The organism is Microcoleus sp. B6-A1, from assembly GCF_036705085.1.
GTDB lineage: Bacteria > Cyanobacteriota > Cyanobacteriia > Cyanobacteriales > Microcoleaceae > Microcoleus.
Genome location: NZ_JAUBTU010000015.1, coordinates 81,502 through 104,483 on the forward strand (window position 1 = coordinate 81,502; position 22,982 = coordinate 104,483).

Here is a 22,982-nt window from a genome sequence, read left to right on the forward strand (position 1 = left end):
ACTGCATTATTCTAAAGTCTTGCCGACCGTTATGGATCGGTGGAACCTTTAATTTATATGGAACTTGCTAATTTTTGTAATTAATCCCAAAATTTAGGTAAAAAAATACCACATTGGAGACAAGATTTCTCGCCTCGGTGGATTTTTGAACCAAAAAAAAGGAGAAATAGAAAGAATAAAATGTAATTTGTCAAGGGCTAAAGGAAAAGTTTTTTCCTTCTTCCTTCTTTCTTTCCCCTCTTTCTTTCCCCCGTGGGGCAGGGCTGTTTCATTCTCAACGAAATCATCGTTTTGTAGGGGTAGCGCTACCCCTACTCCCCGTGCCTACCCCCTCCACGGACGAGGGAATCGGTGTTTCAAGTATCGGGGCTCTTCACGAGGGTTTGCCCCTAGGTCGAAGGAAACCGCCCTCCGTGGGGGGGGCTGTTTCCTTCTCCCGAAACCCGCCAGGGACTGAAGTCGCTGTCTCATAGCTGAAGTCGTCTGAAGACGACTGAAAGAGTTATTTATAGTGCTCTTGCAGAGGACTAATGAGTTCTTTAGTCCTCTAAAAGAGGACTTTCGCTTTGAGGCAGGGGTTTCAACCCCTGTCGGACTGTCGGACTGTCGGACTGTCGGACTCAGGGGAAAGAGCGTGGAAAGTTGACAGCAAGGCATTTTTCCTTTGTTCCTACTGTCTCGGCTGGACTGGCTGACTGCGCTGCAACAGTTGGCGGGCGTCGGGACTGATGTTGTTTTGGTAGCCAAAGTTCGATCGATCGCTATCATCCAAAATCTGCGGCGTCAGCAATACAATCACTTCCGCCCGCTCGTTGATCTTAGTAGTGCTCCTGAACAGCGAACCGATAATCGGCAAATCTCCTAAAATCGGAATCTTCCTCGCTGTAACCCGGTCTTGGTCGCGGATAATCCCCGATAAAATCAAAGTCTGACCGTCCCGCAGGCGAATTAGCCCCGACTGCAAAGAGCGGCGAGCCAGCAGGGTGATAGTGTTATTTTCTCCTGCGCCAGTGCTCAGGGGTCTGTCCGGGCCGATCGCACTGACGATTGGGTTGACTCGCAGAGAGACAAAACCGTTATCGTCGATGCGATCGATCGCCACTCCCAACTGCAAACCGGCCTGGCCTTTTTCTGCCGTCACCGTTCTGGTAGTTTGACCTTCTGTTGTCTGTGATTCCGATCGAATGTTAGTAACCACTTCTTCGGTGATATCCACATTCGCCGTTTCCCCTTCTTGGACAACTAAAGTCGGGTCAGTCAGGATTTTGGCATTCTGGCTGGTAATACTTGCTTGCAGGTTAGACAGAAAACGTCTTGGATATTGGAACAGCGGGAACTGACCAAAAAGCGCACTTCCCGAACCGGTCGCCGAGCCTGGAGTGTAATCCGTAATTCCAACTCGCGTGGGGTCATTAGTAATTGGGGCTGTCGGCTGGAGGAACACACCTTTGGCGGCGGTATCGCGACCTTGACCTGTCAACGGCACGATACGCCGGCCGTTCGCATCGTAGAAAGGAGTATCCCTGAATTCTTGGGGAATGTCTCGGTTCTCAATAATCGGCCGATTAGCTATGCCACTAGTTACAGTCGTCTGATCGGGCGGATTGATGCCGCCAAAATTGACGATCGCCGCCCCGCCGTCATTGACAAAGAAACTGTCATTAATCCCGAAAGAGAAGCTAGTATTTGTTCTGTTGTCTCCCGACAAGTTGATATCGATCACCTTGACGTTGACAGCCACTTGACGGCGGCGCAAATCTAGCTGTGTCAAGAAAGCCACAGCCATGTCAACTTTGCGTGGGTCGCCCACCAAAGTGATGGAATTGAGCCTAGAATCCGCCAGCACCGACAGTCCCCTCAGCAAGAGCGGCCCCGTGCCTTCCCTAGCGCCGATCGCCTTAATGTCGGGTTCCCGAATTTCCACATCCCGCGCAGCATTTCCCTGGCCCACGCTTTGAATAGTCACCCGAGTAATCGGCAGTTGAGTTTCCGCACCTTGAGCACTCAAAAAGTTAGCTGCATCCGTAGAGCGAACTTGATTGAGCCGCAAAGTCCGAATGATAATATTGCGCGAGTCGATCGGCAAGTTAGTCCCTACAAAAATCGTCCGCCCCTGGCGGTTAGCTTGCAGCCCGCTGAGCCTTAGCACGTAATTAAAGACATCTTGCACCGACTCATTTTCGATGTCCAAAGAAATCTTTGGCCCTTCATCTGAACCGGTGGCTCCCGGCTGACCAGGCACTGCGGGCTGGCCGGGTTGAGCAGGGGCTCCGCCACCTGTAAAAGCAATGTTCAAGCCCGCAGCGCGAGCCAGCAGAGCCAAAACGTCCCGGACTGGGGCATCCCGCAGCACCAAGCGGGGGATGCGTTCTCCCGAACTCAGTTCAATATTTCCCGCGCCGGGGGCGATGTTAGACACTGCGATATCTCCCAAGGGGGGAGCAACTGCCCGCGGTTGGAAAGGCGCAGCCTGATTGCTCTGGGATTGAATTTCGCTGGGGAGGGGCGGGCGATCGTTTCTGGTAATAGTAACTTCGGGATTTGGCAGCAGCACGCCTGGGTTTTGCGAGGTGCGGACTTGGGGAGCCGGGGGGGGAGCTGTTTGGGTCAGGGGCAGTCCCGGAGGCGGCGGGGGTGGAGTTTGGGCAGACTGTACTGTACCACCCTGTCCGGCAACGCTGAGGACGATGCTTTGGCCTTGTCCCGGCACAATTTGTCCGTTGGGAACTCCGTTGGTGCCGGCTACCACAACGCGGATGCTGTTAGCCTCTACCTGGCTGATTTCTACTGAAGAAATTCCCGGAGCGGGGTTATCTTGACGGAAGCTGTTGCCTTGTGGCAAGCGGAGCTGGGTGTTGATAATTGTGGCTTGGTAAGTATTGCCGTTATTGATGGCGAAAACTTGCGGGCGATCGCCCTTTTCTGTCGCCATAACAATATTTACCCCATTATTGGCTTGACTTACTTGCACTCCTGTGACTTGAGTCGGCACTGCCGAGACGGGGGCTTGCGCTACGAGAACTCCGGCCATGCTGCCCAAGAGTCCTCCACTTAACCGTAGATGCTGTTTCACGTTCTCTCCTCAACTACACTTTGTTATTTATTTCTTGTTCGCAGTCTTTTGTCGCTAGCTGCTAAACTGACTAAAATATTCAAGGGTTCGAGCCTTTTTGAAAGGAGAAGTTATGCCCTTTTCGATTGGCAATTTTCGATTGGGAATAACTGATGACATAAGGGTTAGAAACTATCCTACAGCAATCCTCGCATCATTTGTGGATTTCTTACTCCCTCCCCTTTGTAAGGCGAGGGTTGGGGTGGGGTAAAAAATTTACGACTCCTGCAAGGATTGCTATACACTTCCCTTACTTTGAGAAACTGGTATTAGAAGAAAGTAGGTTTTAGAGCCAATTGTTGATTGCCTATAATTTTTTTTTGTGGCATTCATATTTTTTTGACTTCTACCTTCAATCTTCAAAATTCCACCTTCTGCCTTTTCCTTTCTTGTGAAAGAGCGAGTTGGGAACAATAGCTAATATCTATCCGCCCAACTACCGCTACTTAGCACCAGGACTTGGAGCCGGAGTTGGCGGTTTTTCTTCTTGCTTTAACGGCAGCAGTGCGTGCAAGTCAAAAGCAGTTTTAATTTTAGTTGGCGGCTGCTCCACAGGAACTATTTTCCCTTTCAAAAAATCAACTTCAATAGGCTGATTTGATGGGATCAATTCCGATGTCAATTTTCTCACTACCAACAGCGACTGCATCAACTCCAAGTTACGCATAAAATTGCGGGTTTGAGCGAAAGTGCCTTCAAACTCTACCTTAAATTTTTTGCGTCTGAGCTTGCCAGCCAGGGACGGGCCGAAGGAGGTATCGGCCAGAATATCAGGGTCGGGAGCTCCCGGCGCGGCGGTGGCTGCCGCTGGGGGCATATCCGGCTCAAATTTGGTAATTTTAGCCTTGAGGTCATCTCCTTGCACCCCGGCGTTGATTCTATTAACCAGTTGGGTCATGTCAAGCAAAATCGTGTTGGCGCTGGCGTCGCTGGCAAACATTGCCGTCACGTTGGCCCGGCGCTGTTTTGCTTCTTCTTGCTTGGCTTCTGCTTCTGCCTTTTTTTGAATTTGAGTTTGCAATTGCCGTTGCGTTTGCTCGCTTTCGCTAAGTTTTTGCTTGAATTGGTCGCTTTTTTGGAATTCGGGAAGTACGAACTGGTACCCAATGCCGCCGGCAATGACGAGCCCGAGAACCGCGATGCCGATTGCTTGGACTTGGGGTGTCAGCTTAATGCCGAATATTTCTTGAGCCCCTGTATCTTCTGCTTGTCCGCTAGGACCATACTCATTTGCTAATGTCATTGTTTTTTCACCTCTGGTTTTTGTGGTTCTAGCACTCCTTTTTCTTGAAGTGTTTCTATCCGTATTGCGAGCCCGTCTGCTTGCTTGCTTCGCAGTTCGGAGAGCAACTCGGAGGCCCCCGTCGGGCTGAGCGTCGTTTCAATTTTATATTCCACCACCGGTCGCAGTTTGGGAAGTTCTGTGGGTGCTGCGTTTTGGTTACGCACTTGTAATTGTGCGGGGTTGTTTTTTAATGTGGCCGCTATCAGTTTGGTATCGGTGTTAAGGAAGAAGGGAGAGCGCTGGACTAGCAACATAAAGTCGTTAACTTGAGCAAAGGTACTGGCTATTCCTGAAATTTGTACTTTTGCTGCCTGCTGCGGGACGACGGGGACGGGAGCAGCAGCCGGGGTGGGGCTGGCTGGAGACGGACTCGCCCCTGGGGACGGACTGGCTGCAGGGGCGGCTGCGGGGGGTGGGGGTGCTGCTGCAACGGGGGAGGGACTCGGGTCGATTTGCTCGATTTTGCCAATTTGCACTCCCGCCGGAGTGCGGGCACTGAGGTCTTGCAGCATCGCCGACCAAGGTTTAATTTGGTCGAATACTCCAGCTAATGCTTTGTATTCGGCGGTAACTTGGTCGGTTTCGGCGTTGATGGCTTTGATGGTGTTGGCTTGAGTGTTTAACGTTGCCAGTTCTACGTCGATGGCTGCTTGTTGTTTGGCCAATTTGTTATTTTGATTAATCGCCCACCACCCGGCGCCCAGGACTGCGGCGTTGACCCCGAAGGCAAACAGCACTGCCCCATATATGGGCAGTTGGTCTTTGGCTCCACCGGAACTTTTTTTAGCTGAGCTTTTGGCTGCTGCAACGGGTTTGTAGTCCGGACGGTCGTTGAGAAAATTAATATCTAGGCTGTACATGGCTTCACTCGATTTTTTAGCAGAAGGGAGAAGGCAGAAGGCACAAGGTAGAAGGAAGAAGGCACAAGGTAGAAGAAAAAAGTGATCGACCGCTTATGTTTGAGCAATTAAGAATGTCCCAACTCTCTTGGCTGTTGCTATAGATTTAAATTTGAAATTTTAGATTTTAGACAGAGCCCAAGATTGCTGGTACAAGTGAAGGATTTATTTAGGGAAGAAAGAAACAACTTTTTGCCTTCTACTGAAGGAAGGGGCTGCTTCTACCTCAGATATATTCTACCTTTTACCTTCTACCTTCTACCTCCCATATTCTACCTTCTGCTTTCTGCCTTCTTCTTTTGGAAGGGGTTTTTACCTAAAATTCTCAAATCGGTTTTTCTCTCATCTAAAACTGTTAGTTCACATAACCTCCCTTAGTCCTAAACCTAGGGCGACTCCTAAACCTGCTCGCTGTTCTGGGGTAATTTCTTGGCTGATTTCGACTCCTAGGGTTTCGATGGGATCGACTTGAGATGCGGGCAAGCTTAATCTTTGCATAAAAAATTCGTCGAGTTTGCCGATCGCAGCTCCCGGGCCTGCTAGCAGTAGTTGCGCTACTTCGAGTTCTTCGCTCTGGTTGAGGTAAAAGTCTACTGAGCGGCGCAGTTCGTCTGCTAGTTCTCCCAATACTTTTATCATCGCATTTGTGCCGGGATTGGCGTCTCCCGATGCCCCCATTGTATCTGTGACTGGCAGGGTCATACCTTGCAGTTCGCTGGTGTCTCTGGTTGGTGGCAGGTTCATGGCTTGGTTGAGGGCGGTCTGGATTTGGTAGGTGCCGATCGGGATGGTACGGTTGAACTGAGGTATGCCGTCCACTACTATAGCTAACTCGGTGCTGTCAAATTCTATGGCGGTGAGAACTGCTGCTTCTTGGGAGGAAAATTGTTGCAGTTGTTCTTTGAGGGTGCGGATTAGGGCAAAACTGGTTACTTCTAGTACGTCTATAATCAGTCCGGCTTCTTTGAATGTTTCGATGTATGTGTCGGTAACTTCTCTGCGGGTTGCTACTAACACGACTTGCACTTTTTCTACTCCGTCGTCATCTACAAAAAGGCCTATTTTTTGATAGTCTACGTCGGCGTCTTCTCTAGGAAATGGCAAGTACAGTCCTGCTTCTGCGTTCATGTAATCCCGCAGTTCTTCTTCGTTGAGCTCTGCGGGAACTGGGATGAGGCGGATGACGGCTTCGCGGCCGGGAATGGCTGTGGCTACTCGCTTGGCTTTGATTTTGTTGTCGGCGAGGACGGCTTTTATTAGTTCTGCCATTCCTGGCGGATCGACTATTTGTCCTTCTTGTACATAGTCTTCTGGAACTTCTATGGAGGCTAGGATGCCTAATTTTAATGCCTGAGCTTTCTTTTCGAGCTGAATGATGTTGATGCGGTCAGAGGCTATTTCGATCCCGATTCCTGGCTGGCGTTGGGAAAGTAGACCTTTGAAAAAGTTAACCATGTGATTGGGTCGCCGATAATTGCTATTTTTTTCTTTTGTAGTTGGCCAGCCTGATTCAGCGCGCAGGCGTGTTGGAGGGTTGGTTTCCAACTGCCACCAGAGTGCTGTAATCTCGGTATCCCGCCTTCTTCTGCACAGCTCAGTCTGTGTTGCGCGATCGCTAGTTCCGATTTTATGCTATCCAATTTACTTGACAATAGCTATTCTGCGGAGAATGTCAATAAATTCCAGCTCGATCGACCGAAAACCTGCCGATTCTGCACAAAAACAGACTATCTCGCTCCTGGGCCCAGGTACAAAACTCTGTTACTGACTCATCGCGCTTGGTGCGGGCGATTCCCTACCCTTCGGGAACCCCTACGGGGAACGGGATAGCTTCGCTTCACGCTTTTTTGTCTAACGGTTCCCATTACTCTCAAATTTTATTCTATGAAACGTAAATCTTGGCAACTTTTTGCTGTTTTTGGGCTGGTGGGGCTGCTGCTGTCTGCGGTGGTGAGTTGCAGCAAGCCGGCTGTTAATTCCCAGGCAAATAATACGCAGGAAATCGAGTTCTGGACTATGCAGCTTCAACCTCAGTTTACTGAGTATTTCAACAAGACGATCGCCGGTTTTGAAGCGGAAAATCCGGGGGTGAAGGTGCGCTGGGTGGACGTTCCTTGGTCGGCTATGGAAAGCAAGATTTTGGGGGCTGTTTCGGCGAAAACTGCGCCGGATGTGGTTAACCTAAATCCCGATTTTGCTTCGCTGTTGGCGGGACGCAATGCTTGGCTGGATTTGGATTCTCGGATTCCGCAGCAAGTTCGATCGACCTATCTGCCAAATATCTGGAAAGCTGGCGTGCTCGACGGCAAGAGTTTTGGCATTCCTTGGTATCTCACGACTGGGGTGACAATTTACAATACTGATTTGTTGAAGAAGGCTGGAATTGCTAAGCCTCCTGCTACTTATGCCGAGTTGGCACAGGTGGCGAAGCAGGTGAAGGAGAAGACTGGTAAGTTTGCTTTTTTTGTGACTTTTGTGCCGGAAGATTCGGCGGAAGTTTTGCAATCTTTCGTGCAGATGGGTGTGCCTTTGGTTGACGCGAAAGGTAAGGCGGCTTTTAATACTGCTAAGGGCAAAGCTGTTTTTCAGTATTGGGTAGATTTGTACAAGAACGGACTTTTGCCCCAGGATGTTTTGGTGCAAGGACATCGTAGGGCGATCGAGCTTTATCAAGCTGGGGAAACTACTTTTTTAGCTTCCGGGCCTCAGTTTTTGAAGGCGATTGCTGAGAATGCTCCGAGTATTGGTGCTGTTTCGGCTGCTGCGCCTCAAATTACGGGGGAAACAGGTAAGAAGACTGTGGCGGTGATGAATTTGGTTGTGCCCCGCGACAGCAAGCGCCCTGATGATGCTGTCAAGTTTGCTCTGTACGTCACTAATTCTCAAAATCAGTTGGCTTTTGCTAAGGCTGCTAATGTTTTGCCTTCTACGGTTGAGGCTTTGCAAGACGATTATTTTAAGAACGTTCCGACTGATGCTCCTGCTGCCGATCGAGCTCGGATTGTTAGTGCTTCTGGGTTGAGTTCCGCCGAGCTATTGATTCCGCCTTTGAAGGATGTTAAGAAGTTGCAAAAGGCGATTTATGACAATTTGCAGGCGGCAATGTTGGATGAGAAGTCGGTAGATCAAGCTGTGGCTGATGCGGCTAAGGCTTGGGATCAAAGGTAGTTTTTAATTGAAGCTGGGGCGGGATTTTTTTTGAGTTCGCCTCTTGCTTTTTTTTGCAACTTGACGTATTGTTAAATAATGGGAATCTGTGCCGCCATATATAAGCAGATATCAGCCTTTAACTTATTATCATATTGGTTGTCTTTACCACAGAAACCGAGTTTGTCGCTCCGGGCGATCGCCCCTGCATATAAGTTACAATTAAAGGAAGTAATAACTCCGACGTTTAAGTAGGAGACCAATATGCAAATTCAAAGTAACAACGTAATGGGAAAAGTTTTCGCCACTCTGACAATCGTTAATCGAGCCGACCAAATTCGGGCCGAAGATGGGACAATTTCACTAGACCAAATTCGCTCGATAACCCTCAAAAATGTATTGGTAGATACGGGAGCAACTACGCTGTGTCTGCCACAAGATGCGATCGCCCAACTGGGACTGAAACTCCTGAAAGAAGTGGACGTAGCAACCGCAATGGGTATTGGCAAAGCCCGAATTTTTCGAGATGCTACCATATCGATGTTCGATCGGGAAGGAACTTTCGAGTGCTTGGAGTTACCGGGAGGTAAAGATGCGCTTTTGGGCGTGATACCTTTAGAAGCATTGGGATTAGAAATAGACTTGCAAAAACAAATTTTGAAGCCTTTGCCTATCAGTCCAACTGAAACATATTTGACGATTTTGTAGGAAATTCATTTTTTGAGGCAATTGTCCTTGACAAGAGGGATCGCCCCTCTCAAAGACTCAATTTATTTATCCCGTGCGATCGCCTTTCTCAATTCAGCTTGATTGATGATTTCTACAAAAATAGCCTAAATCCCTCAAATATTCAGAAATTTAACTCGTGTTAAAATCAAAGCTCAGCTCAGAATAGGATAAAATTCTTATGCCAGCGATGACACTCAAAGATTTAAACCAAGTTCAAACCCTTTTTTCCGAAGCGGGTTTAGATTACCAAATTGAACTAGAAGACGGGAAACTTTCAATTGTGGGGCCATCAGACATCGTATCCAGTGAAATCAGCAGTATTTTGATTCGCTTGCTGGGTAACTGGGTTTATCCCCGTCGCTTGGGGAGAGTCTTTGACTCCGCAGGCGGTTTCATCATGCCGGATACGAATGTCAAAGCACCGGATGTTTCTTTTGTGCGCGCCGCCCGCTTGCGCCAAAGTCCGCGTTATTTTGGAGAACTTGTCCCCGATTTGGTGGTTGAGATTAAATCTCAGAGCGATCGCATTAAGCCTATAGAAACCAAGGTTTTGAAGTTTATAGAACTGGGTGCGATCGTCGGAATTCTGATCGATCCTGATGAAGAAACAGTGACTATTTATCGCTCTACAGGTGAACCGACTGTTTTAGGAAATGGCGATATCTTAACATTAGCAGAACTTTTTCCCGGTTGGGAATTGCCCGTTTCGGAATTGTGGCCTCCTATCTTTACTGAGGAAGAAACACAATTCTGATGCGTTTAAGCTTGGGATTGCTGTTGTTGCAGAAAATAGCCGACGAGATAAAGAGAACCGCAAAGGATTGTTAAATTGTCACCTGTAACAGCAGCATCTAAAGCTGTTGTTAAGTCGGGGAAGGCTTGACAGAGTGTTAATTCGGGGCAGATAATTTGAGCTAGGGTGGCTAATTCAGCGGGGGATGATGAGTTTTGATCGGGTACGGGTACTAAGTAAAGTCGATCGCCCTTTTTGAGTAATGCTTTCAAAATATCGTCGCAGTCTTTAGTCGCCAGAATGCCGATTACCCAGTTAATTGGTTGGGAAGTGTTAAGATTATCGACATATTCACGCAGGGCGATCGCTGCGGCGGGGTTGTGCGCGCCGTCAATTAATATTTTGCGGTTTTTCCAAGTTGTCTGCTGGAGTCTTCCGGGCCATTGGGTTTTGGCGATACCGTTTTCGATGGCGGTTGGGGAAATTTGCCATCCTTGGTTTTGGAGAATTTGCAAAGTTGCGATCGCAATTGCTGAATTCATTAGTTGAATTTTTCCCAGCAGCGGCAATTGATATTTTATTTTAACCGCATTTTGATTTAACTGATATTCTGCGAATCCTTGTCCTAAATCTATTGCGGGTTTTACCCAAGTTGCCGGACAGTCTAACTCTTGAATGCGTTTTTCTACTACTATTCTAGCTGATTCTGGCAATTCTCCGATAACTGCCGGACATTTTGCTTTAAGAATTCCCGCTTTTTCCCCAGCAATATCTGCCACGGTGGGGCCGAGTATTTGCCAGTGGTCGAGACTGATAGAAGTAATGACGCTAGCGAGAGGTGTTTCGCAAACGTTAGTCGCGTCTAATCTTCCTCCTAATCCAGTTTCTATTACTGCAATATCTGCTTTTTGTTCGGCGAAATACAGCCAAGCTGCGGCGGTGATTATTTCAAATTGAGTGGGAGTTTCGGTGTTGTTTTCGGTGGCGGCGACAACTCGTTCTAGACACTGTTGCAATTCTGTTGGGGAAATCGGTTTTTGGTTGATGCAAATTCTTTCTGTCCAATCGATTAGGTGCGGGGATGTGTAGCGCCCGACTCGATAGCCTGCTTCTGTTAGTATGGAAGAGAGATAAGCGCAAACGGAACCTTTGCCGTTTGTCCCGGCAATGTGGATAATGGGTATTTGTTTGTGGGGGTTGTCTAGTTTTTCTAGAAGTTGTTTGATTCTTTCTAGGCCGAGGTGGACGCCGAAGTGTTGGTAAGATTGGAGGATGGATTCTGCATTCATTGAGGATGATAAATTCTGTTTGTGTGTGAATTAGATTTTTTTTATTAACCGCAGAGGGCGCAGAGGGCGCAGAGTGAGAGAAGAAAGAGATAGATATCTAAGAAGAGAGAGGTTTATAATTGATTTATTGTATTTATTGCGGGTGAAAAAAAGGTGGCTTTTGATATTATTTCTCTGTTTTCGGGTTGTGGCGGGTTGGATTTGGGTTTTCGCTTAGCTGGGTTTAATCCCGTTTGGGCGAATGAATATGATAAGTCTATTTGGGATACGTATAATTTTAATCATCCTGAAACTATTTTAGATCGCAAAGATATCAGAAAAATCAAATCTGATGAAATTCCTAATTGTATTGGGATAATCGGCGGGCCTCCTTGTCAAAGTTGGAGTGAAGCCGGGGCGAAACGGGGGATTGATGACAGTCGGGGTCAACTTTTCTGGGAGTATATCAGGATTGTGCGGGACAAGCAGCCTTTGTTTTTTTTAGCTGAGAATGTTAGCGGTATTTTGGCGGCCCGAAACAAGGATGCTTTTACTTATATATTATCGCAGTTTGAGGACATCGGGTATCGGGTTTCCTACAAGTTGGTGAATGCTAGAAATTTTGGGGTTCCGCAAGATAGGCAAAGGGTGATTGTTGTTGGCTATCGGCAGAATCTGGGTTTGGGTTTTGAGTTTCCCGAACCTGGAACCGATATTTTGACGCTGAAAGATGCGATTTCTGATTTGCAGGCCGCCCCTATGTCAGTTAAGGGTAAATTAGATAATTATCACGATTCTGTCCCAAATCACGAATGTGCGGATTTGGGGTTTTCCAGCATTTATATGTCGCGCAATCGAGTTAGAAGTTGGTCTGAACCTTCTTTTACAATTCAGGCAAGCGGCAGACACGCACCTCTCCATCCTCAAGCTACTAAAATGATTTTGGTTGGCAAAGACAAACGCATTTTTGACCCCAATTCGCCTCTGCCTTACCGTCGGCTTTCTGTGCGAGAGTGCGCCAGAGTTCAGACTTTCCCGGATGACTTTATTTTTAAGTACAAGTATATTGCTGATGGATACAAAATGGTCGGCAATGCTGTTCCTGTGAATTTGGCAAGAGTTTTGGCAACTAAGATTTTTGAGGATATTGGAATCTCTAGCAGATTAGCGCCTCGACTTTACACTAATATTTTTGGTTAGTTTTGCCCTTGGTCATCTAGGGTAAAATTCCGGGTATTTTTGACAATAAATACTTGATTTTCTTTGATTAAGTCTCCCGTACAGAAAACGGGCAAGCGTTCTTGATAAGATTTGATTGCGAGGATGTAGTCTTTGTCTGCAAGTTCCGTTTTAATTTTCCGCAGTTGGTCGGCAATGACACCTAGTAAGGTAATCTCGCCACTTAATTTGTCGGCGTTAGGAGTGTGAATTTGAATCACGATTCCCTGAATAGTTGTATTAGGAATCCCGGTAATTAAATCTGCTAAAATTTCCAGTTGAGAGCGATTTTCGATGATTTCCAATGTCTCTAACATCAAGTTCATTGACACGGGAAAGTCAGGAAGAGTGGAATTTAAAGGTAGAACGATTTGAGGGGCTTCTGGCTTGATATCGCTGCTTGTCCAAATAATAGCGCGGCTGTCAATTTGTTGTGCTTGTTTCCAACCTTTTGCTTCTAAGTAGTAGCTGATTTGCTGAGGTTGGAGATTTTTGAGCAATTCAATATCCTTTATTGTCACATTCATAGTTGTCTCCCGGTTGCGATACGCTGCATGATAGTTGTCAGAGTCTCAGCCGAAAATATATTTGTTCTGGGTATGGAAATAGTGACCCTTTCTTTATTGTCAGTAGATGCTGCACCTTCTAATGATATCCAATAAGCGCAGCGTTTTAAGCAGAGTTCCGCTTCTGTTTGTTGCAGCCAGTCATTGACTCTATCGGGAACAATGACCACAATTATAATTCTAGGAGGATAGGCGTTGCTTGTGCTCAATTCTTCGTAGTTTTTAATGTTCAGGGGATAGCGAAGGCTATTGTCGTTGAGGATATCTCTTGAGGTACATTTGACTTGAATGTAAAGAATGGGAAAGTTTGGTAAACCTGATGCTGCTATTCCCGTGATAATTAGGTCTACACCCAGCTTGTCTAGAGGAGTAGTTGTTCGCTGGCAGATGCACCCTGCTGCTGAAGCCACGGCGTAAATGTAAGCATAGCTGAATTCTTCTTTTTGGGTGTTGATATCCATTAAACTGCTAATTCGGTCTTATTGCCAATAGGAGAATGATATAAAAGCATTAATTGATGTTCGGACAGACATTTTATTGCAAAAGCCACACCTGTTAAATCGCTCACTTATACTTCAAAGAGTCCGGGTTCGTATTCTTCTATGAGGGTGAATAATAACAGCAGTATATCATCTGTTATTTGAATTTTGTTAACTGACCGAGATTGTGCTGAATCGCATTTATCCCGCGAATATGAGACAAGGGAGAACCTCCGTACAAAAAGCTGTTCAAACTAACTTGATAATTTTGCTGAACTGCTAAATCCAGCCACAAATTGTTTATCGCATCTCCGGGCTTGTAGTGGGGAATGTTGTGCTGATAGTAAGGAAAACTGTCTATACAAGTATTGAAAAAGTTCTTGCGCCCGCAATGCTTTAAATACTGATATCGCGGTTTAAATTCTGTTTGATTTTCCAATACTGTATATATAGTATCTGCAAGAGATTCTGGGTCAAATTTGGCGTAAAGACCGGCACCTTCGGGGAAAACTGGCGAGTTGCCTCTGGCGTATTGGTTGAATTCTTCAAAACAAATTACTGGTACGTTGCAACTCATGGCTTCGGTAATTCCTCGGTTTTTTCCTTCGAGGAGGGAACCGAGGACGAATGCTTGTGCTCGCGAATAATATGTGGGGATTTCGCTGTAGTAGTCTACTCTTGGCACTAAGTTAATGTAGTCGGAGGGATGGGTTAAAATTTCCTCGACTTGTTGCCATTCTTTTAATGCGTACTCGTCGAGAGTTTTCAGGTTGCTAGCATCAAATTCGTGGCCGGTGACTACTGTTAGTTTTATCGGTTTTTGCGGATATTTTTGGCGGTAAACTTTTAAGGCTTTGGCAATAATTGGCAAATTTTTTTCTTCGGAAATTCGCGCGACGGCTAGCAAGTCGATGTCTTTGGCGGGGACGTTGCGAGGGGAAATTAAGTATTCGTTGATGAAGTCTGTGTCTTGCAGTGGTATGATTGGTTTGTGGGCGCGCTCTGGATAAGTTTCGCGAAACCATTTATCCCGCTGCGGGTTTTTGTATAAACTAGAGTAGGCGTCAGCTATGGGGGCCCAGGAGTAGGAGATTCCGGGGGAATAGGTGAAGGATAAAAATACTGATGAAAGTTGGGGAAATAGTTTGTTTATTAGTTCGACTCCTTCGCTGAAGTAAATTCCTTTGATGAAACGCCCTTCGTAAAATAGTGGGGGAAGCAAGACGTAGAAACTGACGGTATCGAAGCGGTGGGGTTGGTCTTCAAATATCTCCCAGCTAAAGGCGTCTAAGTCTGCATAGATTTCGGCGATTGGTTTGTTGATGTGGGGGTTTCGTAAATATGGCTTTTGTCGATCGTAGTTTCCGCGTACCATATAATTCTGAGTGTGAGTATCTAGCTTTTTTATTTAACCGCAGAGGGCACAGAGGGCGCAGAGGAGAAGAGAAGAGAGATATTCACAAGTCATCGACGGGTTGTTCTAGCGATTCATTGTCGCCAATTGTGAGGGCGAGTTGGTAGATTTGGCGGCGGGGGAGGGATGTTTGTTGCGCTAGTTGGCGGCTGGCTTGGGAACGACTTATGCCTTCTGCAATTAATGTTTGCAATTCGGCTTTGATGGCGTCTTCGGAAAATATTGGTGAGGCTGTTTGGATGCCGGCAATTACGAGGGTAAATTCTCCCTGGGGTTCGCGATTGGTGTAAAGTGCGATCGCACTTTCTATACTACCACGCCAAAACTCTTCGTGCATTTTGGTTAATTCTCTCGCCAGCACAATCTGTCTGTCGCTTCCCAAAGTATTTGCTAAATCTTGTAAAGTTTGTCGCAATCGGTGGGGAGATTCGTATAATATTATAGTGCGGGATTCTATTTGCAAAGCTTCTAAACTCTGTTGGCGTTCTTGACCTTTTACGGGTAAGAAACCTTCAAATATAAATCTCTCTGTGGGTAATCCTGATGCAGTTATGCCAACAATGCAGGCGGTCGGGCCGGGAATCGGAATAATGTTAATATTAGCATCGGCACAGGCTTTGACTAACTCGTATCCGGGGTCAGAAATTCCCGGCATTCCGGCATCGGTGACGAGGGCGATATTTTTGCCTAAATGCAGTTTGTCGATGAGTTCGGGAAGTCGCTGGTGTTGGTTGTGTTCGTGATAGCTGATTTGAGGAGTTTTGATTTGGAAATGTTGCAAAAGTTTGCCTGTATGGCGGGTATCTTCGGCGGCGATGAAGTCTACTGTTTGCAAGATTTTGATGGCGCGAAAGGTCATGTCTTCGAGGTTGCCGATCGGGGTTCCTACGATGTAAAGTGTTCCTGTATTGGGATTTGCTTGCATTTTAAGATTGGGATTTTTTAAGGATGGGACACGGGCGGGACGCCCATGCCACGCAGATGGGACACGGGCGGGACGCCCATGCCACAGGCCCATGCCACATATTTAAGAAGATATGAAAACTGGATTGTTTTTGGGATTGGCGACTTTAGATTTAGTTTATTTAGCCGGGAAGCCTCCGGGTGAAAATCAGAAAGTTGTTGCTTCTGATTGTACCATTGCTGCGGGCGGGCCTGCGGCAAATGCTGCGGTCACTTTTAGCTATTTGGGGAATGCGGCGGTATGGGCTGGGGTTTTGGGCACTCACGCGATCGCCCAATTAATTCGTGCAGACTTAGCGGAGTATAATGTCAGGATAATCGATTTGGAACCGGGGCGATCGCACTCGCCGCCAGTTTCCTCGATTATTGTAACTGAAGCAACGGGCGATCGATCGGTAATTTCCATCAATGCTACGAAATCGCAAGTTGACAGTCAAACAATTAACCAGGATATTTTAACATCCGTTAATATTGTACTGCTTGACGGACATCAAATCGCAGCCAGCCAAGAAATTGCTCAACTTGCCCAGTCAAAAAACATTCCCATTGTCCTCGACGGCGGCAGTTGGAAACCCGGATTAGAAGAAATATTGCCTTTCGTTGAATGGGCGGTATGTTCCGATAATTTTCATCCACCCAACTGCGACAATTCAGAACAAGTTTTTGCTTACCTGTCAGCAGCCGGAATTTCTCATATTGCCATCACTCGCGGCGACAAATCAATTTTATACCTCAGCAATGGCAGTTACGGCACTATAGAAATACCTCAAATTCAAGCCACAGACACTTTAGGCGCGGGCGATATTTTTCACGGCGCTTTCTGTCACTACATTTTGCAAAATAACAACTTTACAGATACTCTCACCGCAGCAGCTAAAATCGCTTCCCATTCCTGCAAAAACTTAGGAACCCGCGCCTGGATGAATAAGAGTTGATTTTATTAAAAAATTAACCTAAGTATCCGGGGAAAAATGATCCCGTTAGAAAACTTGGACAGAGAACACTTGTTAAGTTAAAATCCTAATAACAACCTTGACAAAAATTGTGCACTCCTTCCTTCGCGCCCTTAGCGCCTTCGCGGTTCGTTAACAAGATTGCTATATTAGTAAGACAAGTTCAAACTAAGCCAAACATTCCCCCAACAACATACCCGAATCATGCCTGACACCCAACCTCTAACTATCACCCTTCCCCCTTTGCGGATTACCCTAAGCGAGCAACAACAGGTTAATCTAGAATGGCTGACGCAAAACTTGCCCAATCTACTCGCAGCCCCAAGCAAACCAGAAGTCCCCGACAATATGAAACAGTGGGTGGCGGCTAACAAATTATTAAATCAACCCGACGCAGAAATCATTCAAGCGCTAATAAGTACCGGCATAGATGCGGAAACAGCCACCGCAGAAGTTAGGGAAATATCATCTCATCCCTACTTTCAAGCCGGAAGCCAGTACGTGCAGTTATTGCAGAAATTAGAGTCGCATCTCAGGATTAACAATCAATTAGCTGCATTGTCTTCCAAGTTTGGCACAATCGAACGCAAAAGCAGCCTTTCGCGAGAGTATTTTCTCGAAAATTACTACGCCAAAAATACTCCAGTAATTATTACCAATATCATGCACAACTGGAAAGCATTGCAGTTGTGGACGCCGGAGTATTTGCAAGAAAAATACGGCAATGCAGAGGTACAAATTCAAGCCAACCGCAATTCCGACCCGAATTACGAAATTAAGATAGAAAATCACAAAAAAATTGTTTTGTTCCGCAAATATGTAGACATGGTGGTCAAGGGCGGGCCTAGCAACGACTACTACATGGTTGCTAACAACCAAACTCTGGAAAGAGAGGAATTTAAACCCCTATTCAACGACATTGAAATATTCCCAGAATACCTCAATCCAACGGATACAAAAGGCAGAGTTTTCTTTTGGTTCGGGCCGAAAGGCACGATTACGCCGCTACACCACGACCCTGTTAATTTAATTTTAGCGCAAGTGTCGGGTCGCAAACTAATTAAGTTGATTTCTCCCCAACAAACTCCTCTGCTTTATAATCACGTCGGAGTTTTCAGCAAGGTTGACGGCGAAAATCCCGATTATGACAAATACCCGCTTTACAGAGATGCGAAAATTATTGAAGTAATTTTGGAACCGGGAGAAGCTATCTTTATTCCTGTCGGTTGGTGGCATCATGTAAAATCATTGGAGGTTAGTATTTCGGTTTCGTTTACTAACTTTGTGTTTCCTAATTATTATGAATGGAAATATCCTCATATTAATTGGTAATTGCTAATGTATGGTTCCCAGGGGCGGGCACGGGGGCACCGCCCCTACTCAAATCTGCGTTCATCGGCGTTTATCTGCGGTTCAAAAAAAAGAAATTTATGAAAACTCTCGAAGAAATCAGCGAAATTTCGCGATCGATCGCCTGGAGTGCATCAGATATCCTACAATCCTATTATCGGCAGGATTCCAACACTCCTAACCTCGACATCCAAGAGAAAAAAGATGGCCCCGTCACCGCCGCCGATGTCGCTGTCAATTCTTACATTCTCGACGAATTGCAGTCGGCTTTAGGGAATGCAGAATTTGGCTATCTCAGCGAAGAAACTTACAAATCTTATTTAGAAAAAAACGGTCAAATTCCCTTACCTCAAAGTTGGGTTTGGATTATTGACCCTTTGGATGGAACGCGAGATTTTATTGACAGGACAGGGGAATTTGCAGTTCACATTGCTTTAGCGTTCGAGGGAAGACCGGTATTAGCAGTTGTGGCTTGGCCCGAACAGCAAAAGATTTATTATGCAATCCGGGATGCGGGTGCTTTTGGAGAAAATCGGGATGGTTCTACGGTCAAATTGCAGGTTTCGGCGCGAAATATAGTGGCAGATTTATCTATAGTAACTAGCCGCAGTCACCGGGGCGATCGCTTTAATCAATTGTTACAAAAACTGCCTTGTCAAAATCAAATAGCTGTCGGTAGTATTGGCTGTAAAATTGCGACAATTGTCGAACAAAAGGCTGATGTTTATATTGCTCTTTCGGGAAAGTCGGCGCCTAAAGATTGGGATTTAGCGGCGCCGGAATTAATTTTGACTGAAGCGGGCGGCCGATTTACTCGTTTTGACGGTTCTGCTTTGCAATATAACCGGGGAGATGTGAGTCAGTGGGGGGGATTGTTGGCGAGTAACGGTTGCTGTCACGCTGCTATTTGCAGGGAAGCTGAGGAGATTTTAGCAGGGATAGATGCGAGTTTGGGCTAGTCACAAGTTTCGTAGGTGCGTTAGAAGAGTGTATTTTCTGCACGACTAATTGCTGACGCACCCTAAAGTATGTATCAAAATTGCTGAGTTTGAAATTTCTGTACAATTGCACTTACGTTTCACAAATATTTGTGGTAAATCAATCTAGCATTCGTTACAGTAATAATACTTAAGTATTTTCCATATCTTTATCAAAATTTTAATTAACCAGGTATTTTTTAAGAAAAATTTACATATTTTCTGTAAAAAAACTGTTATCGTTACGACAAAAGATGAGGAGTCACCGGGTTTTTACGGAGAAAGGGTGTGTCTCTATAAATAAAAATTGATAGATAGTTTCGGACGCCAGTCACGAAATAGCGGAATTTTTGTATTTTTTTGAAACCCCAGTCAGGTGGATTATGCCAAATTTAAATAATCAAGTTTCAGTAAGGTCGATCGCCTTTATCGACCCTCAAGTTGAAGATTATCAAAGTTTGATGGCCGGAGTAACACCGGGTACGGAAGTAGTCGTTTTGGAGGGGAATAAAGATGCGATCGACCAAATTACTCAAATTTTAGCTCTTCGGACAAATATTGACAGCATTCACATAGTTTCTCACGGTGCTCCCGGCAGCTTGCAACTCGGCGACGTTCGCTTTAGTTTAGATGATATAGAGTGCGATCGGAATTCTCTACAGCAGTGGTTTTCGCCACGAACCGACTCAATCCCCAACAATCGACCTCACATTCTTTTGTATGGGTGCAACGTAGCAGCAGGCGAGACAGGTAAAGCATTTATAAAACGCCTGAGTGAGTTAACCGGCGCGTCGGTTGCTGCTTCGCAAAACCTTACCGGAAGTGCAGCAAAAGGCGGCGACTGGTTCCTAGAAGTAACATCAGGGAAAATTGCAAAACCTTTAGCATTTCGGCCAGAAGTGCTGGTGGCTTACAACCACGTTCTCTCCAGCTTCAGTACGGCTACTAACTTTAGTGCGGGCTTTTCGCCGACGGCAACTCCTGTTTCGATTGATACGGGCGACTTTAACAGCGATGGTTTCCCCGACTTAGCCGTGGCAAACTTAGGTTCTAGAGATATTTCCATATTGTTGGGGACAGGTACGGGCAGCTTTGGTACTGCTACTAACTTATTTAACCCCGGTAACGAGATTCCCAATTCCATTGCAGTGCGCGACTTTAATGGAGACAGCAAACTCGATTTAGCTGTAGCCAATCCTATTAATGGCGCTAACGGGAATTTCATTTCCATCCGGCTGGGGACAGGTACTGGCACTTTTGGCAATCCTACCAACTTCGGTTCAGGGATAAATCCTCGATCAATCGCTGCGGGCGACTTTAATGGAGATAGCAAGTTAGATTTAGCCACAGCCCCTTTGAGTGGCAACAACCTTTCAATTCTTTTGGGAGACGGTACTGGTAGCTTTAGCACTCCCGCTACCATTATTAATACCGGAGCATCTCTTACTATTGCCACAGCCGACTTTAACAGCGATGGCAAACTCGATTTAGTCACCTCGAACAATAGCGCCACTAACAATATTTCAGTTTTGTTAGGAGATGGTACGGGCAACTTTAGCGCCCCCGTTAACTTTAGCGCGGGGACAGGGAAGCACTTTGTCGTTACAGGCGACTTTAATGGCGACGGCCAACTCGATCTCGCTGCATCGAATAGCGCTTCTAACAACGTTTCAGTTTTGTTGGGAGATGGTACGGGTAATTTTGGTACTGCTACCAACTTTAGTGTCGGCTCATCTCCCGAATCTGTGGTTGCGGGGGACTTTAATGGTGACGGCAAAACCGATTTAGCCGCGTCTAACGGCGGAGATAACAATGTCTCAGTCTTGTTGGGAGATGGTACTGGCAGTTTTGGTACTGCAGTCAATTTTAGTGTAGGAACTATTCCCCGTTCGATCGCAGCGGGAGATTTTAATGCTGACGGCAAGTTGGATTTAGCGACACCGAACTTTACCTCTAAAGATGTCTCAATTCTGCTAAATACACCCAATACAGTTAATTTTGGTACTGCAACTTACAGCGGCACAGAAGGAACAACAGACACAGTAGTTAATATTCCCGTTACCCTCAGCGGCGGCACTCCTTTTGCCGATGTAATTGTACCAATTGTCATCGACCCCAGCAGCAGTGCCACCCAAAATTCTGACTACACTATTTCCCCTACCTCGATTACATTCCCAGCAGGTGCAACAGGTGATGCACTCACCCAGAATGTTGCATTTACTATCAAACCCGACAATCTCCCTGAAAACGCCGAAACCGCAATCCTCAACTTTGGCACAATCACCGGAGGCATTGCAGGTACCACCAAACAAACAACATTAAATATTGCAGCCAACGGTACAGTTTCTTATGCCATCGCCGCCGGTACTCCCAGCATTCCTGAAGGTAATAGCGGCACAAAACCTTTGACTTTCACTGCTACTCGCAGTGGCAACACAGGCGGGGCAAGTAGCGTCAATTATACGATCGTCGGCACAGCTACAAACGTCAGCGATTACAACAACATCGGTGGCACTTCAGGCGCAACTGCTGTTACTGGCACAATTAATTTTGCCGCCGATGAAACATCCAAAACCATTACTCTCGATGTATTAGGCGACACCCTAGTTGAACCCGACGAAACTATTGCCGTCACCCTGTCAAATCCTACAGGCCCAGGCGTAACCTCGACAATTACCACTGCTACCGCTACCACAACTATTACTAATGATGACACTGCCGGTTTCACAGTTAACCCAATATCGGGATTAACTACAAGTGAAGTTGGTGGCAAGGCAGAATTTACAGTCAAACTCAACGCTCAACCTACTGCTGACGTTACCATTGGTTTGAGGAGTGACAATGTTGAAGAAGGAACAGTTTCAACTAATAGCTTAACTTTCACTCCTGGTAACTACAATCAACCGCAAACAATAACGATAATTGGTGTTGAAGATTTAGTAGCTGATGGCCCTAAACCTTACAAAATTGTCACGGCTGCTGCTGTGAGTACCGATGTTAATTACACTAACCTCGATCCTGAAGATGTCACCGTCACCAACAGTGACAATGAAACTCCGGGAATTACGGTGAATCCGACGGCGGGATTAACTACTGGTGAAGATGGCACAAAGGCTAACTTTACTGTGGTTTTGAATACTAAGCCAATCGCTGATGTGACTATCGGTTTGAACAGTGACAATGTTGCCGAGGGAACAGTTTCCCCGGCTAGCATAACTTTCACTCCGGCTAACTGGAATACAGCGCAACCAGTAACAGTAACAGGGGTTGACGATAGCATTGTTGACGGCGATATTGGCTACAAAATACTCACGGCTGCTGCTGTTAGTACAGATGGGAATTATAACAACCGAGATGTAGCGGATGTTAGCATTACCAATAGGGACAATGATACCGCTGGTATTTCTATTACTCCCACGGCAATAACTGCTACAGAAGGCGGGGCGAATGGCAGTTATGGCATCCAATTAACGTCGCAGCCGAGATCCCCTGTAACTATCACTCTCACAACAGGTAATCAGATTCAGGCGATCGCGCCTATCGCTTTCACTGCGGATAATTGGAATATAGCTCAAACCGTTACGGTGATAGCTGTTGATGATGCCCTTGTAGAAGGTACACACAGCGGTAATATCAGTCACCAAGTGACTAGCAGTGATGCTAAGTATAATGTGTTGGGGGTGCCAGGGGTGACAGTGGCGATCGCAGATAACGACACTGCACCGACACCGACACCAACACCAGTTATAGTCGAGCCGCCGACGCCGCCGACACCGACACCAACACCAGTTATAGTCGAGCCACCGACGCCGCCGACACCGACACCAACACCAGTTATAGTCGAGCCGCCGACGCCGCCGACACCGACACCAACACCAGTTATAGTCGA

Annotated in this window: 17 protein-coding genes; 8 read left to right on the forward strand and 9 right to left on the reverse strand. The window is 46.4% G+C overall.

Annotation, left to right across the window (positions count from 1 at the left end):
- Positions 1–670: 670 nt before the first annotated feature.
- The 4 genes from QUB11_RS07785 to pilM form a co-directional block, all read right to left on the reverse strand.
- On the reverse strand, positions 671–3,073 hold the full coding sequence (locus QUB11_RS07785; protein WP_333198449.1) for an AMIN domain-containing protein: 2,403 nt from the start codon (positions 3,071–3,073) through the stop codon (positions 671–673).
- A 481-nt stretch (positions 3,074–3,554) separates the two neighbouring features.
- Positions 3,555–4,355: a pilus assembly protein PilO gene (locus QUB11_RS07790; RefSeq protein ID WP_333198451.1), complete on the reverse strand. Its 801-nt coding sequence runs from the start codon at positions 4,353–4,355 to the stop codon at positions 3,555–3,557.
- Positions 4,352–5,257, reverse strand: a complete 906-nt coding sequence (locus tag QUB11_RS07795; protein WP_333198453.1) for a PilN domain-containing protein — start codon at positions 5,255–5,257, stop codon at positions 4,352–4,354. The genes QUB11_RS07790 and QUB11_RS07795 overlap by 4 nt, the downstream gene beginning before the upstream one ends.
- Before the next feature lie 399 nt (positions 5,258–5,656).
- Positions 5,657–6,751 (reverse strand): type IV pilus assembly protein PilM, encoded by a 1,095-nt coding sequence (gene pilM / locus QUB11_RS07800; protein WP_333198455.1) that lies wholly within the window; start codon positions 6,749–6,751, stop codon positions 5,657–5,659.
- A gap of 429 nt (positions 6,752–7,180) precedes the next feature.
- On the opposite strand from pilM, the gene QUB11_RS07805 reads away from it, so the two are divergent.
- The 3 genes from QUB11_RS07805 (at position 7,181) to QUB11_RS07815 (ending at position 9,926) form a co-directional block, all read left to right on the forward strand.
- On the forward strand, positions 7,181–8,464 hold the full coding sequence (locus QUB11_RS07805; RefSeq protein ID WP_333198457.1) for a sugar ABC transporter substrate-binding protein: 1,284 nt from the start codon (positions 7,181–7,183) through the stop codon (positions 8,462–8,464).
- Positions 8,465–8,707: 243 nt separating this feature from the next.
- Entirely contained in the window at positions 8,708–9,151 is a 444-nt protein-coding gene (locus QUB11_RS07810; protein ID WP_333157226.1) for a retroviral-like aspartic protease family protein, read from the forward strand.
- Between the two features lie 199 nt (positions 9,152–9,350).
- The gene (locus QUB11_RS07815) at positions 9,351–9,926 is read left to right on the forward strand and encodes a Uma2 family endonuclease (RefSeq protein ID WP_333198459.1); all 576 of its coding nucleotides are present in this window, start codon (positions 9,351–9,353) and stop codon (positions 9,924–9,926) included.
- 5 nt (positions 9,927–9,931) lie between these two features.
- Here the strand turns inward: QUB11_RS07815 and QUB11_RS07820 are convergent, their stop codons facing one another.
- Positions 9,932–11,194, reverse strand: a complete 1,263-nt coding sequence (locus tag QUB11_RS07820) for a folylpolyglutamate synthase/dihydrofolate synthase family protein (protein ID WP_333198461.1) — start codon at positions 11,192–11,194, stop codon at positions 9,932–9,934.
- Positions 11,195–11,347: 153 nt separating this feature from the next.
- Here QUB11_RS07820 and QUB11_RS07825 point away from each other — a divergent pair, with 153 nt between their 5' ends.
- On the forward strand, positions 11,348–12,373 hold the full coding sequence (locus QUB11_RS07825; RefSeq protein ID WP_333198463.1) for a DNA cytosine methyltransferase: 1,026 nt from the start codon (positions 11,348–11,350) through the stop codon (positions 12,371–12,373).
- Here the strand turns inward: QUB11_RS07825 and QUB11_RS07830 are convergent.
- From QUB11_RS07830 to rsmI, 4 genes are all read right to left on the reverse strand, one after another.
- Positions 12,370–12,918: a hypothetical protein gene (locus QUB11_RS07830; protein WP_333198465.1), complete on the reverse strand. Its 549-nt coding sequence runs from the start codon at positions 12,916–12,918 to the stop codon at positions 12,370–12,372. The two genes, QUB11_RS07825 and QUB11_RS07830, sit on opposite strands and share 4 nt — an antisense overlap.
- A complete protein-coding gene (locus QUB11_RS07835) occupies positions 12,915–13,418 on the reverse strand; it encodes a DUF4365 domain-containing protein (RefSeq protein ID WP_333198467.1) in 504 nt (167 codons plus the stop codon). Before QUB11_RS07835 ends, QUB11_RS07830 begins: the two co-directional genes overlap by 4 nt.
- A 175-nt stretch (positions 13,419–13,593) precedes the next feature.
- Positions 13,594–14,811 carry a glycosyltransferase gene (locus tag QUB11_RS07840; RefSeq protein ID WP_333198469.1) on the reverse strand — a complete coding sequence of 406 codons (1,218 nt, stop codon included), beginning with the start codon at positions 14,809–14,811 and terminating at the stop codon, positions 13,594–13,596.
- Between the two features lie 82 nt (positions 14,812–14,893).
- Positions 14,894–15,775: a 16S rRNA (cytidine(1402)-2'-O)-methyltransferase gene (gene rsmI, locus QUB11_RS07845; RefSeq protein WP_333198471.1), complete on the reverse strand. Its 882-nt coding sequence runs from the start codon at positions 15,773–15,775 to the stop codon at positions 14,894–14,896.
- Between the two features lie 112 nt (positions 15,776–15,887).
- On the opposite strand from rsmI, the gene QUB11_RS07850 reads away from it, so the two are divergent.
- From QUB11_RS07850 to QUB11_RS07865, 4 genes are all read left to right on the forward strand, one after another.
- Positions 15,888–16,748 carry a PfkB family carbohydrate kinase gene (locus QUB11_RS07850; protein ID WP_333198473.1) on the forward strand — a complete coding sequence of 287 codons (861 nt, stop codon included), beginning with the start codon at positions 15,888–15,890 and terminating at the stop codon, positions 16,746–16,748.
- Between the two features lie 222 nt (positions 16,749–16,970).
- Positions 16,971–18,098 (forward strand): cupin-like domain-containing protein, encoded by a 1,128-nt coding sequence (locus QUB11_RS07855; RefSeq protein ID WP_333198475.1) that lies wholly within the window; start codon positions 16,971–16,973, stop codon positions 18,096–18,098.
- A gap of 98 nt (positions 18,099–18,196) precedes the next feature.
- The gene (locus QUB11_RS07860; protein WP_333198477.1) at positions 18,197–19,075 is read left to right on the forward strand and encodes an inositol monophosphatase family protein; all 879 of its coding nucleotides are present in this window, start codon (positions 18,197–18,199) and stop codon (positions 19,073–19,075) included.
- Positions 19,076–19,476: 401 nt separating this feature from the next.
- Positions 19,477–22,982: FG-GAP-like repeat-containing protein (locus QUB11_RS07865; protein ID WP_333390220.1), on the forward strand; the 3,506-nt coding region annotated here is incomplete at its 3' end.